Below are 14,013 nucleotides of genomic sequence, written 5' to 3'. Positions count from 1 at the left end.
CAGGTCCTTACTCGTGGGATGGGATAGGGGCCGAGCGCGAACGGGCCCGTGGTCAGGCGGCGTTCGCGTCGCCGTGGTAGCGGCCGCTGCTGGCGTGCCACTCCCGGTTGCCGCCGAGCCAGGCCCAGGTGCCGGCCAGGAAGCGGCGCAGTTCTGGGGAGCCGGTCAGGGCGAGGGCGGCGGCCTCGGCCTCGAAGGTGTGCATGAGCTCGTTGTGGATGTCGACCGTCCGGTCGACGGCCTCCTGCAGCGAGCAGTCGTCCTCGGCGACGATCAGCCTCGGCAGGCTGAAGTCCGTCGGGTCCTCCTTGCCCATGGAGTAGAGGTCGTTGACGATCACGCTGGCGGTGCCGGCCAGGGTGAACGCCCGGCGGACCCGGGGATCGGAGAACTCGCCGTACGGCAGCTCGTAGCCGGCGACTGCGTCGATGAGCACCATGCACGGGATGAAGCTGTTCTCGTGCCGGTGCATCAGGAACTCCCAGACCGGCGGGGTCTGTCGCTTCGTGTGCCAGACCCCCTCCTGGCCGTAGGCGACGAACATGATGCCCAGCTCGTGGCGCAGGCGGCGCACCTGTGAGGTCGTCGCGTACGAGGCGAGGTTGCGCAGGCTGTCGCGCAGGGCGCGGCATACCGGGTCCGCCGTGACGACCTCCTCCAACTGGCCCGCGTACGCCAGCGGGAGGTTCGCCTGGTCGATCACCGAGTGGGCGATGGCGAGGCGTTGGCCGAGCAGGTCGTGCCGGGCCTCCTCCACTTCGCCGTCCACGTAGTGGTCGTCGACGGCCCACTCGGACAGGGCGCACTTGGCCGCCGCGAGCAGCCGGTCGGGGTCGTCGGACTCCGGGTGCGCGAGCATGATCAGCCGGCCGAAGTCGGCCTTGCGGATCTTGTCGAGCTGGCCGGGATAGATCCCGATCTCCTCGGCCCACTGGACGAGGCGTTCGGTGACGGTGTCCCCGAGGGCCCGGTCGTCGCGGGCGGCGGGCGGGCAGTGGAGCCGGGGTGCGGGATCGGCCGGTGCCGATTCCCGCCGGGGTGGGGCAGCCGGCTCGGGTCGGACGGCGGCGGTGCCGAGGCCGGTGGGGCCGGTGGGCAGGACGGGCACGGTCTGTCGGGTGGGCGACGGGGGCGGGAGGGGGAGGGTGGGCGCCGTGACACGCGGGGCGCCGCTGGTCGCGGTACGGGTTCCGGCCGTGCCCGTGCCGGAGGAGATGCGTGCCGCCGTCGTACCCAGCCCGGTGGGGATGGAGGGCAGTCGTGGGCCGGGCGACGCCTTGGCGGGCGCCGACGGCCGCGGCTCGGCCGGCACACCCGCCGAGAGCAGTGCCCGCACCAGCCCCGCCACGTCATGACTCGCGGCGGGCGCGGTGATCCGGGAGATCAGCGACACCGGCGTCAGCTCCCGTTCGTCCCGTTCGAGCGGGTGACCTGCACGTTCTCCAGGATCCCGAGGGCGTCGGGGACCAGGACGGCCGCCGAGTAATAGTTGCTGACCAGGTAGGAGATGATCGCCTTCTCGTTGATGCCCATGAAGCGCACGTTCAGGCCGGGCTCGACCTCGTCCGGGATCCCGGTCTGGTACAGCCCGATCACGCCCTGGTCGTCCTCCCCCGTGCGCATGGCGATGATCGACGAGGTGCCCTGCTTGCTGATCGGGATCTTGCTGCACGGCAGCAGCGGCACCCCGCGCCAGGCGGGCAGGTGGTTCCCGTGCAACTCCACGCCGCCGAAGTAGATGCCTCGCTTGTTGCACTCACGGCCGAACGCGGCGATCGACTTCGGGTGGGCGAGGAAACAGCGGGTCTTGCGCCGCATGGCCAGCAGCTCGTCCAGGTCGTCCGGGGACGGCGGGCCCGAGAACGTGGAGATCCGCTGGTCGAAGTCGGCGTTGTGCAGCATGCCGAACTCCTTGTTGTTGACCAGCTCGTACTCCTGCCGCTCCCGCAACGCCTCGATGGTCAGCCGCAGCTGCTGCTGCGTCTGGTTCATCGGCTCGTTGTAGAGGTCGGCGACCCGGCTGTGCACCCGCAGCACCGTCTGCGCCACACTCAACTCATACTCACGCGGCGCGAGTTCGTAGTCTGCGAAGGTCTGCGACAGGGTCTCCTCGCCCACGTGCCCGGAGCTCAGCGCGATCTCCGCCTCGCCGGACCTGTTCAGCTTCTTGTGCCCGTTGGAGCTGATCATCTGCACATGCGCGCGCAGCTTGTCGTGCCGCTCGGCGATCGTCTTGTACGCCGTCAGCGGCAGCGCGAGGATCGTCGCGGCAGTCAGCGTACGTGCCGTGAAGTCCCACTTCTTGCCGGGCTCGGCCAGCGCCTGCCCGCCGAAGGCGTCCCCGTCGGCCAGCAGCCCGACGACGGACTCGTCGTTGTCGTAGGGGCCGTCTACGATCTTCTCCACCTTGCCGTGCGCGACCAGGTACACATGGTCGGCCTTCCGGCCGGCCTGCACGATGACCTGGCCCGGCTCGTACTCCTTCTGCACGAACTTCTCGGCCAGCGCGCCGAGCGCGTCGTCGTCGGTGAAGCCGCGCAGCGGCGGCAACTCACCGAGTTCGGCCGGTACGACCTGGACCTTCGGACCGGTCTTCACGAAGGACACCCGGCCGTCGCCCAGGGTGTACGACAGGCGGCGGTTCACTCGGTAGGTCGCGCCCGGCACGTTCACCCACGGCAGCATCCGGGTCAGCCAGCGCGAGCTGATGCCCTGCATCTGGGGTTCGGACTTGGTCGTCGTGGCCAGATTCCGCGCTGCCGCGGTGCTGAGGCTCTGCTGTTCCTGCTGCTGCGCCGCCTCGGCGCCCGCCGGGGCTGTCCGGGTCTCGACCGACATCACATACCTCTTCCTACTCGCACGAGCGATCGACGCATCGACCATCAGGGTCGTCACGTTCTGTGCACAGAACTATCAGCAATCTGTCACGGTGAGTAATTGGCTTGAGTGGCGCGCGAGGGTGCCGCTCACACTGAAGTGCGCCCCTCACGCCCCCTCCCCTGTCAAACGGGCTGTTCAGAGGACACATGCGTCAGTCGGCAGGTGACACCGACAGGTCAGCACAAAGCGACAGGCACGTCCGGGGACGCTCAGACCGCACACGCCCCCGGAATGCGAGGTGCGGGCGCGCGTGTGCCCCTTAAGCAGACCGAGGGCTGTGCAAGCCCTGGCCAGGGCGGTCAACAGCTGAACCAGCAGGATGCGAGGCACTGTTGTGGCGGGTGTGTCGCGGTCGTTGGCCCGCACCGGGCCCGAAACGTTCTCACAGCGTGAGATCGGGCAGATTGGGCGGCTGCTTCCCTACCTCGGATGCGACCGCCAGGACCTGTTCATCGACGGGGTGCCGGTGGCTCGGCTGTGGAACGGCAGGCATCCGCTGCTGCTGTACCTGCCACGCCGCGCGGTCGACAACTATTACGCACTGCGCACGGCGTTCGCCCTGCACTTCGACGTCTCCGTGCACTGCGCGCTCAAAGCCTGTTACGTGCCGGGAGTGCTCCACGCCCTGCGGGCGGCCGGAGCCGGCATCGAGATCATGAGCGATCTCGAATGGCGGCTGGCCCACCGCCTGGGCTTCACCAGTCGGCGGATCATCGCCGACAGCGTCGCCCGGCCCACTGGTCACCTCCAGCGACTGCTGGCCGCGCCGGAGGTGCTGCTCGGGGTGCATGGTGCAGAAGAGCTGGAGCGTACTGAGTGGCATGCGCGGCGCCTGGGTGTGCGGACTACGGTGGCGATCCGGGTCAATCCGCTGCCCGCGGACGACTTCTTCTCCGATCGTTCCAAACTGGGCTCCACTCCGCACGAAGCGTACGCGCTGCTGGAGCGGGCGGCAGTCTCACCGCACCTGGACCTGGCCGGCCTCCACGCCCACCAGCTGTGCAGATGCACCCATGTCGAGCAATTCGCCGCACTCGCCGAGCGGATGGGAGACCTCGCGGCCGCGTTCGCGACCGCGCACGGAACCCGTTTGAGGGTCATCAACCTGGGCGGCGGACTGGAGGCGCGCAATATGCTGGAGCGGGCGGGCTCTTTCTGCGAGCACTTCGCCGACGCTGCCCATGACGCACTGCGCACCGTGCCGCGAGGCTACCGGCTCGTCCTGGAGCCTGGCCGGTTCGTGTTCGCCGATGCCGCGATCGTGCTGACCGACGTCATCTCCGCCTGCCACAAGGACGGCCAAGACTGGCTGATCACCGCGATCTCCGGCAACGTCCTACGCCCCACCAGCGACCGCTCCTACCCCCCGATACCCCTCCGTCTTCCCCACCCCGGCCAGGCGTGGCGGCAATGGCACGTGGCCGACTCGACCTGCACACCGTCCAGGCTATGGCTCGACGTCCTGCTCCCTGCCGACACCGCCGCGCACGGCCTGGCCCTGCTGAACACCGGTGTCTACACCGCCGACCGCATCGCCGCCTAGGGTACCGATCTGCCCGACATGGGCATCCTCCAGACCGGCCGAGCCGAGATCACCTTCAGCCGCCCGCAGCAACGAGCGATGCTCCACGCCGTCCATGGGATCGACCTGGCCTGATCCGGCGGGGCCAACAGCCGTACGCGCATGTGCCTCGGCTCGGCGGCAGCTCCCGTCGGATGCCCCGGGCTTCGGCGGTGGGTCAGTAGTCGCCGTGATCGTCGCGGTTGCGGTACCTGTCGTACCCGTCGCCTCCGGAGCCGTCGACCTCCTCGCGCCAGTGGACGACGACGTTCCCGACGATGAAGTTGTCTGGCTGGGGTGTCGAGCCGTGCATGATCCGGATCGTGTTCCGCCCCCTCCGCAGGATGCCTTCTTCGATCGGGTCCAGCCAGGTCTCCCAGACGGGCCTTCCCGGCTGCTGACTGGCAATGTCGAATTGCGGAAGGTCCTCGCCGTTCACCAGGACGCGGTGTGTGCGGAAGTCCACCCCGTACACCTGGATCACCAGATACCCGTCCCCGACGGGCTCCCGGTCCACCTCGAATCGCTTCTCGGACGTCTCCTGCCCGGCATAGTGAGACGACCCAGGGTTGAAATTACTGGGGGGCCTGCGGTCTCCGAGACGTTCGTTGAAGCGGATGATGCGGAAGTCTGATCGCGTCTGCATGGCCTGGATATGACCTCTGCAACGCCGGAGCAAAAGGCAAAACGTCACGATTCACCCATCTCCGCAGCCGAGGTCGCTCAGACAGCGCCGGACTTTGACGCAGGACCATCCTGGCAGCACGGAGCCCAAGATGCCCTGGGCATTCAAGACGGGCCCTGTGCGGACGGACCGCGGCCGGAACTGAACGGCGATACCGCCTCCGCGCCGCCCGTGCCGTGTCCGTCTCTGGCCGAGGGCATGGTGACGGCCGGGCGGCCGTTCTCGGCGAGTACCACGATGGCGTCGTCCTCGCTCAGGGTCAGCGGCGCGGTCTTGGCGGGATTGAGGAAGATGCCGTAGGTCGGAGGTTCGTCGCTGTGCCGGGCGATCCGGTAGCCGATGGCTGTCTCTCCCTGCTGCCGGGCCGCCTCGATGACGGTGGCGAAGTTCGCCGGTGTTTCCGGAAGAAGGTAGTTGGTGGCCGGCTTGAGGTAGATCTCCGATCCCGCAGGATCGAAGAGATCGGTGAATACGGCGTGGAGGTGGCGGTCCTCGACGAGTTGGGTCAGCAGGAGGCTGATTATCTTGGTGCTGACGATGAAGTCGTCCGCCTTGGTGACCTGGGCGATCTCGCGGTTGGCGTCGTTGTTCATCTCGGTGACGATCGAGTACGCACTGCCGTACCGGATGGCGATGTCGCGGAGGTGAAGCAGCGTCACCAACGTGTGGGCATCGGCCGATTCGGGGTCGATGTCGTCATCGGTCAGGACGATGATGTTGCGGTAGCCGTCCAGTCCCAGAGACTCCAGCGATGGCCGGAGGGTGGGTTCGCAGGGTTTGTAGCCCACGGTGAGGTTCTCCAAGTGCTCCTGGAGATTGTTCTCGGGGCGTTGAGTGGCCGCGATGTCGATCAGCGATTCAGGTTCGACCAGGCAGTCGAGCAGTGTGATGATCTTTGCCGAGCGGGAGTTCCAGCCGATCATGAGTGTGTGGTCGGGTGTCGGAGGCCGGCCGGGGGCGGAGGTGATCGCCGAGCCGACAATCGTGGGCCGGGCGGCTGCCGGCCGGATGAGCAGGTCGTCCTCGGCCAGGACGAGCACCTCGTCATCGCGGGCGATGACCGTGTTCATCGGCGGGTTGACCAGGGACTCACCGTCCTTCCTGCGCAGGCCGACCGGGATGCCGAGGTCGAATCTGTTGAGCGCCTCCCCGTACGTGGCGCCGGCCAGCCCGGTTACGGGGTAGGGATACAACTCGTTGCCGACGAAGCTGAGCATCTCGTTGAAGACGGTGGACAGGCCCGTCTGCCGGTGCGACTGCACGATGAGGCGCACGGCGACGTCATCGACGTCGATCACCAGGGCCTCCTCGCCGGCCGCGAGGCGGGCCGCCGCCAGATTGGGTGACCTGCGCACAGCCGCAACGATGTTCGGGCGCGGGCCGCTCCAGGACCGGTTGTTCAGGAGTAGCAGGGTCTTGATGACATCGGTGTCCCCGTCGTCCCCGACGGACGGCAGCACCATGATGGACTTGGCCGCGTCCAGACTCACCAGTTCCAGATCCGCCCGCTGAAGTGGGCTGCCGCAGCGGCAGATCACCCGCGTGTGTCCGGTGTCCGGGATCCTTCTGCGGATCTCGTCCTCCATCTCGACCTTGTCCCGCTCGGTGAGGATCACGACACACGAACGCCGCTCACTCTGGTTGGCCTCGACCAACTCCGCGATCACCGTGAAGACTTGCTCCGACCAGCCGAGCACGACCGTGTGCCCGCGCTCGATCAGCCGGGACTTGCCCCGTCGCAGTTCGTGGATCCGGGCCTCCAGGCCGGCGGTCAGCACACTGATGAGTGCGCTGACGATGAAGATCCCGCCGACGGTCGCGGCCAGCATGAGGCCGAGGAACAGCCGACCTCCCGTATCCCCGCCCATCGTGCCGGGATCGAGCGTACGCAGCAGGCTCATCCAGGCCACGCCCAGCCAGCCGCCGTTCCTCTCGGTGCCCTCGTCGGTGAACAGAACCACCAAAGACGTCACCAGGACGATCAACACGACGGAGGCCATGCCCAGCCAGCCGATCAAGGCTTGCGTCCCCCGGTCCATCGTCCTGTCGAACCAGTACCGCAACCGCTCCCGCAGTCTCACGCGCACTGCCGAAGACCATCCCTCCGCCGCCGGTGGCCCTTCCCCAAGCACCGTCATTCCTACCGTCAGCACGATCATCTAATCGCAGGGAGACAGGGGGTGCAGGAGACCGAGGGGGCGCAGAGGTGCACACAGCAGGGGACGATCCGAACGGCTCCCCGCCGTCACCGCCTCTGATCTTGACTCTGGCGGTCAAATGACCGCAGGGAGAGGTTCTTTCGGGCAGAGGTGTCGCCCCGGTCGGAACCACCTCCACCGGGTTCCTCCCTCACTGGTTCACCCAGCGGTCTCCGTGGCTCAGCGGGAACTCCTCGGGGCGGCGCGTGACAGCGGTGACCGTGTGCCCCTCGGCGATCGCCTGCTCGGTGGCCTGCCGTCCGGTCGGTCCGTTCGCTCCGAATATGACGAGCTTCACTTGAGGTCCTCTCTTCTGCGGACGACTCTGTTGGTGGGTGGGCTGGAGAGTGCGCACGCTGTCGTCGTCCAGGCTGGTCTTGTCAACTAGGAGGAGCCCGGCGGCGACAAATGTGACACCCCGCACTCGGGTGAGACGCGGACCACACCTTCCGGTTTGCGGACACCTCCGAGCAGGCGGCGCATTCCGGGAGTCGGCACGCCACGGAGGCACGGCGTGTCCAACAGCTCGCTGTGAAACTGAGATTGAAGTAGCGGATCAGCTCGTCCTTGCCGATCGCCGGAAACGACCGCAGCGCCTCCAACTCCTCATCGGAGAACACCCGCGTGCCCAACGAGCCACCAGCTCCAGGCAACGGGACAGGTCAGGGGCTACTTCGTTGTTTTCCGGCGGGGCCCACCGAGGCGTCCCGAAACGGTCCCCGTCCGTGAAGATCGAATGTAGCGAGGCGACCAAGTCAATCGCTCCCGCGTACCGGTCTCGGCTATCCGGTGCGGGTCGACCAGTTCCGTGCCTGGAGTCTCTCCTGGTAGGGCTGGAGGAGGGCAGTGGCGCTGAACTCTCCCAGCAGCTTGAAGCCGGAGCTCAAGGGCCAAGATCGTGAGACAGAGTCCTGTGACCCACGAATGAGACAAGCCGACAAATCCCTGGTCACTGCACCGGAATGGGACACTCCGAATGGGAACCTACAGCCCAGTTGTAGGTTCGCATTTTGGGTGTCCCTTTCTCATTGACGGTGGCCCCTGTCCGACCCAAAGGACATATCAGTGAGACGAATTTCTGTCCCGTCGTGTCCCGTCTCAGCGAACCGCGGCTTGTCGCACTGGTCTGTGCGCGGATCTTGCGATGCAGGGCGCCGGAACGGGTTTAAGTGAGACGGTGTCCCGCTCTCTTGTCTCGGTGCAGGTGGCCTGTCTCACTTCCGCTGCGCGAGATGGTCGTGCCCATAATCGAGAAGGTGCGATGATCTCACTCCCCGCCTGTCAGTGGTGATCGCCATCATGGGGATGTGACCAACCCGAACCTGACCACCGGCAGTATCTGGCGGCTCCACCACGGCGGCCAGGAGATTGGCCAGCTGACCGTGACCGGCGCCGACATGCCCTGGACTCACGCCGAAGTCGAGACACTGCCTGGCTTTGAAGAGTTCCGCCCCCCTCTTCGCGGAGCAAGAGCGGGCTGTCGACGAGGAGGACTGGGAGCGGGCCGACGCCTGCTAACCCAGATCCGCAGTGCGCTCACCATGACGTTTCCCGACGGCAGTCCGGTCGCTGAGTTCATGCTGCACATCCACGACGACGGCACCGCCGGCGGGCGCTGGCACGACGAGCCCTTCGACGCGGTGAACCAGTGACGCGCTGGGTTCGTTGCTTCTGGGACGAGGAAGCCGTCTGGTTCAACTTCGAGCTGGACAACGATGGATACGTGATCCGGCAAGTCGAGTTGCAGGAGCCCGGAAGCAAGGCTTTGGCCGCTGCCTCGCTGGTCGAGTGGCAAGAAGCCCAAAGTGCCGGTCGGTTGGCTGAATACGAGAGTGTCTACGGTCTGACCGCGGAACCGCCTATTACTCCAGCCGTAGATCGTGATCTTCACGTCTGATTCGCGGCTTGTCGGTGGTAATGGCTGGCCTGGGCTCGAGCCTGGTGGCGGCGTCGCCAGGCGGACCAGCGGAGCCGGTGGGCCACGTCGCGCATGGGCCGGACGAATGCTGTGAACAGTCGCTGGATCTCGTTGCAGGTGAGCGGGATCAGCCCGTCCGGGGCGGGATGGCGGGCGTGTTCGTCGGCGCGGACGACGGCGAGGAAGGCGTGAGCGAGCATGGCCAGGGTGACCCAGCGGGACCATGAGGTGAAGCGCCGGACCTGGTGCTCGTCCAGTCCGGCCAGGCCCTTTCCGGCCTGGAAAGTCTCCTCCACCCGCCATCTCGACCCGGCGACGCGGACCATGGTGGTCAGGGGCACCGGGGCGGGCGACCAGCAGCGGTAATAGGCGAGTTCACCGGTGGTGCGGTTGCGGCGGATCAGCAGCCGGTGACAGCCGGGCCGGGGTTCGGCCAGGTCGATGACGGCCCAGTCGTAGAAGCGGTGGCCCTTGGCGCCGGCCCCGGCCGACAGCTTCTGCCAGGCTCGCTTCGGCACCCTCGCGGCCAGGGCGTCCGCGCGGAACTTCCCGGCGCCGGTGGTCACTTCGGCCGAACAGGCGACGGCGAGCACGTAGCCGACCCCGTGCTCTTCCAGCGCGGACCGCAGCTTAGGGTTGCCGCCGTAGACCTCGTCCGCCGCGACCCAACTCACGCGGTGCCCGGCGTCCAGAAACCGGCCGATCATGCGGGCGGCCAGCTCCGGTTTGGTAGCGAAGACGGTGTCGTCGGCCAGGCCCGCGGCCCGGCAGCGGTCCGGGTCGCACGTCCAGGAGCGTGGAATGTACAGCTCCCGGTCCACCGCCGCGTGCCCGCGGCGGCCTGCGTAGACGAGGTAGACGGCGACCTGCGCGTTTTCGATCCTCCCGGCGGTGCCGGTGTACTGGCGCTGGACACCAACGGTGTGCGTGCCCTTCTTCACGTCCCCGGTCTCGTCGACCACCAGCACCGCATCCTCGTGGCCGCCCAGCCGCTCCAGCACGTACTCACGCACGTCATCACGCACGCGGTCGGCATCCCACCTGGCCCGGCCGAGCAGGTGCTGCATGCCGTCCGGACTCGCCTCCCCAGCCCACTCGGCGATCGACCAGCAGTTCTTGCGTGGCAGGTCCGACAACAGCCCCAGCACCAAGCCCCGTACCCGGCGCCGGGGCTCCACCCGCGCGAACCGGCCCGCTATCTGGCCCATCAGGACCTCGAACGCCTCCTGCCAGCGGGCAGGGTCTAGGCTGTGACCTGCGGCCACCGTAAGATCGTTAGTCTTCACACACCGATGATCAGCGGTGGCCGCAGCCTTCCCGCAGCCGGTCGACCAGCAAGATCACGGCATACCGCTGGAGTACAGGTCGCGCTGATACCAGGTGCCTGGCTTACCGCCGATGTCGGCCGGGTCGGCCGGGCCAACTGGGACGAACCCGGCCTTGGTTAGCACCTTCTGGGACGCGACGTTGTCGCGCGAGGTGGCCGCCCGCAGCGTGCGCAGCCCGTGCCGCGCCGCCGCCAGCCCGCACAGCTCCAGGACGGTCGCGGTCGCCACGCCGCGGCTGGCGACGTGCTGCGCAACCCGGTAGCCGAGTACGGCAGTGCCGTCTTCGAAGTCGTACAGGTTGAACCGGCCCAGAACCGAGCCATCCTCGGCGACGAGCACGTAGAAGGCGCAGATGCCGGCCTCTTGCTCAGCCAGCAGGGCGCTGTGCCGGTCGGCGAACTGTTCGTAGAACTCGTCGCCGCGGTCGGAGACCGAGGCCGCGAAGTAGGCGCGGTTCGCCAGCTCGAAGGCCAGGACCGCCGGGGCATGGCCAGCATGCAGCCGTTTCAACTCAAGCACCGCCCGACTCTACCCAGATGGTGCGCTGAGGCCACCTGAGTTTCCGCCAGCGGCAGCCCCAAGAACAGGACACATAACGATCTACGGCAGGAGTACTATCTCTGAGTGGGAGGGGCACGACCCGCAGTGGTTGTCGGCCAATGAGTTCGAGATCGATTGGTCGACCGCCCGTCGGCAGCTTCAGGATTCTCAGCGGCGACATCCTTCCTGAACGCGTCTACTGCTACGGCCTCTGCCGATGAATCTGCCATCTTCAACGCGAAACCAGGCGTCAAGCGTCTCGCCATCCTGACAAGCCCCTGCCGAGGCAGCTTCGCCCTCGCCGTGATCAATGAGACGCGCCATCGGCACCGCCCGCGGGTCTTCCGCGACGCCTTGTCATTCCCCCAGTAAGTCGCGGTTCGCCCTGTCACCCCGCAGGTCAACGGCCCCGCCTCTGCAAGATCTAATGAGACGGGACACGTCGCATTCCAGTTGGCAGATTCGCGGTCTTTCGCCTTCGCCGTGGCCAGTTCGCATTGGATCTTGCTTCGATCAATGGGGTCTGAGTCCCGCTTAGCCCGGTTCGTCACATGGTGCCTGTCATGGTTGATTCGGCAGGAAGGACGGGGGGCGGCGATCCTCGCCTGTCATCGCTGGAGACAGTGAGCGGGTGGCCGCCTGCGATTCCTCGGCTCGGCGGAATCGGAGGGGGTTGCGTGTGGGAAGGCGAAGGAGGACCGTCCGGCTCCGGTCGGGTCGGTAGCCTGCCCGTGTGACGAAGAAGACCCTGATAGCAGGCGTGCTGCTGGCCGCCGTGTGCGCGGGAGCCGGCGCCGCCGCGTACGCCGCCTTCGCCGAGGACACGTCCGTCTCCGTGCACACAGAACCGGCGAGGAGCCGTGCGGACTACATCGAGATGTGGAAGGCGGACCTGGAGAAGTCCGGCAAGGAACTGCCAGCGGACGTGGACTCGATGACCACGCAGGAGATCCTCGACGCGTGGGGCACGGAGCTGGGGAAGCACGCTCAGCCAGGGTGACCCGGTCCGGGCCGTGGAAAGGCATGGTGGAGGGGCCCGCGCCGGCACGCGGGCCCCTCCACCATGCCGCGTGGGCTGATTCAGCTAGTTCAGATGGTTCAGCTGATGCCGTTGGCGGCGCTCATCGTGTTGGCTGCCTTCGAGTCGTGCTCGGAGGAGAACAGATCGTCGGAGTTGCGGTCGCCAGCGTCGTCGGTCACGTAGTGGCTGATGGCGCCGATGATGCGCGGGTCGCTGGTGTTCTTCCCCTCGATCATCGGGCCGCCGGAAGCACCCTTGCCCATGTCGCAGTCCATCGACATGCGGTCGTCCAAGGGGTTCCAGGGGCCGGCGTCCACGGTGTCGCCGTAGCAGTACATCATCCGCTCGGCATTGAGGTCGGTGCGGTTGTAGCCCTCGCCGGGGTATCCCGCGGCATAGACCTCGGGGTGGTCGGTGAGATTCTCGGTGAAGGTGTAGCCGAACGCGCCCACGTTGTCCTGGAGCTTGCCCCAGGTGGGGTGGTCGTTGAGGACCACGGCGGCGTAGTCGGCGTCCTCGAAGTCGGCGGAGCTCATCCACTCGTTGTTGACGACCTTCGACTTGATGGTCCAGGCCCCGTAGGGGCCGCTGCCGTCGCGGTAGCCGGGGATGAACTGCAGCATGTCGTTCCATCCGGCGTCGCCGGTGCCGTCGCCCATGTGGACGCAGTGCCCGGCGGTCCACAGCGTGTTCCGGTTATTGGAGACGATGACCGCGGCCGAGCAGGAGTGGCCGGAGCCGTCGGGCTCTCTGTAGAACAGGCGGCCCACGAGGGAGTACTGCGGTGCCGTGGTGTACGGGACCTCCTGCGAGACGGATATCTCGGAGGCCGCCGCGGCGGTGGTGGCGAACGTGCTGTTCACCGGCTTGGCCGAGGGAGCCGAGGCGTGGGCCGAGTCCACGGCCGGTGCGGTGTCCTCGGCCGCGTCGTCCGCGGTGGCCGAGGGCCGCTTCTTCAGCCCCGGCATGTCCGCCGGGTTGGCCGCGGCGGCCCGCACGCGCTCCGGGGGTGCAGTAGGCGCGGATCTCCCGGTCGGTCTTCTCCTCGACGGAAACGGTGACGCCCGCCGAGACGTCCTGGTCGGCCCTGGGCGCAGCCTGGGCCGTGAGGGGGTGAGGGAGAACGCTGCCGTGGCGGCGGCGAGGGGGACAACGGAGTGGCGAAGACGCACAAGTGCCTCGTTTCAGAAGATCGATGATCTTGAGGCTGTATGCAATCATCTAGTCGTGGTCATGACATGAGTGTGCTGTGAATGCCCTGTGGCGAGAGGGGGCGGCTGCGGGAGGCGGGTCGGCGTCGGCCGAGAGGGACATCGATGTTGCCCCGGCTGGCGTTCGAGTACGGGCAGACCTTCGTGCGGCGCTCGGCTGACGTCGTCCAGGTCTTCGCCAACCCCGCCGCTCTGGAACGGCTTGCCGCCGCCGTTCTGTCCGAACTACATGACAAATGGCAGGTCTTCGAACGCCGCTACCTCTCCGAAGCCTCCATGGCCGAGGCCGCCCCTGCCCGGTGCGCGACCAGTGCACCCGCTGGAAGACCGGCGGCCGGACCCTCTCCCTGCAACCCCGCGAGCTGCAAGAAGTCCTCGACCATGCCCGCCTCCAGCAGTCCGACGAGCAGTGGCGAGCCAAGTACGGAAGCCGCGCGGGCGTCGAGGGAACCATCCACCAGGCCGTCGCGGTCACCGGGATAAGACGTGCCCGCTACCTCGGCCTCCAGAAGACCCACCTGGAGCACGTCCTCTCCGCCGTTGCGCTCAACCTCATCCGCCTCGATGCCTGGTGGAACGGCCACCCCCTCGACCGCACCCGCGTCAGCCACCTCGCCCGCCTCGGCCTCTCCCTCGCCGCGTGACCGAATAAGCCAGCAGGATCGGTGACA

General features: G+C 67.3%; 12 protein-coding genes and 2 pseudogenes. 6 read left to right on the top strand and 8 right to left on the bottom strand.

The window, feature by feature from the left end:
- Positions 1 to 52 precede the first annotated feature (52 nt).
- Positions 53 to 1,393 carry a family 2 encapsulin nanocompartment cargo protein terpene cyclase gene (locus tag QQY66_RS47345; RefSeq protein WP_301986732.1) on the bottom strand — a complete coding sequence of 447 codons (1,341 nt, stop codon included), beginning with the start codon at positions 1,391 to 1,393 and terminating at the stop codon, positions 53 to 55.
- 5 nt (positions 1,394 to 1,398) lie between these two features.
- The gene (locus QQY66_RS47340) at positions 1,399 to 2,838 is read right to left on the bottom strand and encodes a family 2B encapsulin nanocompartment shell protein (protein WP_301986730.1); all 1,440 of its coding nucleotides are present in this window, start codon (positions 2,836 to 2,838) and stop codon (positions 1,399 to 1,401) included.
- Positions 2,839 to 3,223: 385 nt separating this feature from the next.
- Between QQY66_RS47340 and QQY66_RS47335 the strand changes: the two genes are divergently transcribed.
- A complete protein-coding gene (locus tag QQY66_RS47335) occupies positions 3,224 to 4,423 on the top strand; it encodes a hypothetical protein (RefSeq protein ID WP_301986729.1) in 1,200 nt (399 codons plus the stop codon).
- Positions 4,424 to 4,619: 196 nt separating this feature from the next.
- On the opposite strand, the gene QQY66_RS47330 is transcribed toward QQY66_RS47335, so the two are convergent.
- The 3 genes and pseudogenes from QQY66_RS47330 to QQY66_RS47320 all read right to left on the bottom strand — a co-directional run.
- Positions 4,620 to 4,958, bottom strand: a complete 339-nt coding sequence (locus tag QQY66_RS47330; RefSeq protein ID WP_301986728.1) for a hypothetical protein — start codon at positions 4,956 to 4,958, stop codon at positions 4,620 to 4,622.
- Positions 4,959 to 5,230: 272 nt separating this feature from the next.
- Positions 5,231 to 7,213, bottom strand: a complete 1,983-nt coding sequence (locus tag QQY66_RS47325) for a potassium transporter TrkA (RefSeq protein WP_301986727.1) — start codon at positions 7,211 to 7,213, stop codon at positions 5,231 to 5,233.
- A gap of 307 nt (positions 7,214 to 7,520) precedes the next feature.
- Positions 7,521 to 7,622: pseudogene (locus QQY66_RS47320) on the bottom strand (NAD(P)-dependent oxidoreductase); the annotation flags it as partial.
- A gap of 1,009 nt (positions 7,623 to 8,631) precedes the next feature.
- Here QQY66_RS47320 and QQY66_RS47315 point away from each other — a divergent pair.
- Positions 8,632 to 8,976: a hypothetical protein gene (locus QQY66_RS47315; RefSeq protein WP_301986726.1), complete on the top strand. Its 345-nt coding sequence runs from the start codon at positions 8,632 to 8,634 to the stop codon at positions 8,974 to 8,976.
- Positions 8,973 to 9,221 carry a hypothetical protein gene (locus tag QQY66_RS47310; RefSeq protein WP_301986725.1) on the top strand — a complete coding sequence of 83 codons (249 nt, stop codon included), beginning with the start codon at positions 8,973 to 8,975 and terminating at the stop codon, positions 9,219 to 9,221. The genes QQY66_RS47315 and QQY66_RS47310 overlap by 4 nt, the downstream gene beginning before the upstream one ends.
- Here QQY66_RS47310 and QQY66_RS47305 read toward each other — a convergent pair.
- Together QQY66_RS47305 and QQY66_RS47300 are read right to left on the bottom strand one after the other, a co-directional pair.
- On the bottom strand, positions 9,212 to 10,450 hold the full coding sequence (locus QQY66_RS47305; RefSeq protein WP_301987736.1) for an IS701 family transposase: 1,239 nt from the start codon (positions 10,448 to 10,450) through the stop codon (positions 9,212 to 9,214). The genes QQY66_RS47310 and QQY66_RS47305 overlap by 10 nt on opposite strands.
- Positions 10,451 to 10,582: 132 nt before the next feature.
- Positions 10,583 to 11,089, bottom strand: coding sequence for a GNAT family N-acetyltransferase (locus QQY66_RS47300; RefSeq protein WP_301986724.1), 507 nt, complete (start codon positions 11,087 to 11,089; stop codon positions 10,583 to 10,585).
- A 754-nt stretch (positions 11,090 to 11,843) separates the two neighbouring features.
- Here QQY66_RS47300 and QQY66_RS47295 point away from each other — a divergent pair.
- Positions 11,844 to 12,110 (top strand): hypothetical protein, encoded by a 267-nt coding sequence (locus QQY66_RS47295; protein WP_301986721.1) that lies wholly within the window; start codon positions 11,844 to 11,846, stop codon positions 12,108 to 12,110.
- Between the two features lie 98 nt (positions 12,111 to 12,208).
- Here QQY66_RS47295 and QQY66_RS47290 read toward each other — a convergent pair whose 3' ends face one another.
- On the bottom strand, positions 12,209 to 13,129 hold the full coding sequence (locus tag QQY66_RS47290) for a serine protease (RefSeq protein ID WP_301986720.1): 921 nt from the start codon (positions 13,127 to 13,129) through the stop codon (positions 12,209 to 12,211).
- A 255-nt stretch (positions 13,130 to 13,384) separates the two neighbouring features.
- Between QQY66_RS47290 and QQY66_RS47285 the strand changes: the two are divergent.
- A pseudogene (locus QQY66_RS47285) lies at positions 13,385 to 13,624 on the top strand (transposase); the annotation flags it as partial.
- Positions 13,625 to 13,641: 17 nt separating this feature from the next.
- Positions 13,642 to 13,986 (top strand): transposase, encoded by a 345-nt coding sequence (locus tag QQY66_RS47280; RefSeq protein ID WP_301986719.1) that lies wholly within the window; start codon positions 13,642 to 13,644, stop codon positions 13,984 to 13,986.
- Positions 13,987 to 14,013 lie beyond the last annotated feature (27 nt).

Origin of the sequence: Streptomyces sp. DG2A-72, assembly GCF_030499575.1 — a bacterium.
Taxonomy (GTDB): Bacteria; Actinomycetota; Actinomycetes; order Streptomycetales; family Streptomycetaceae; genus Streptomyces.
Note: the sequence above shows the minus strand (reverse complement) of the source record. Positions and strands in the feature narration are given on the sequence as shown.

Bases quoted from the DNA above. Each gene is read 5' to 3' on its own strand.
- QQY66_RS47340 (WP_301986730.1), bottom strand. From the start codon at position 2,838: ATGTCGGTCGAGACCCGGACAGCCCCGGCGGGCGCCGAGGCGGCGCAG.
- QQY66_RS47305 (WP_301987736.1), bottom strand. From the start codon at position 10,450: ATGGGCCAGATAGCGGGCCGGTTCGCGCGGGTGGAGCCCCGGCGCCGG.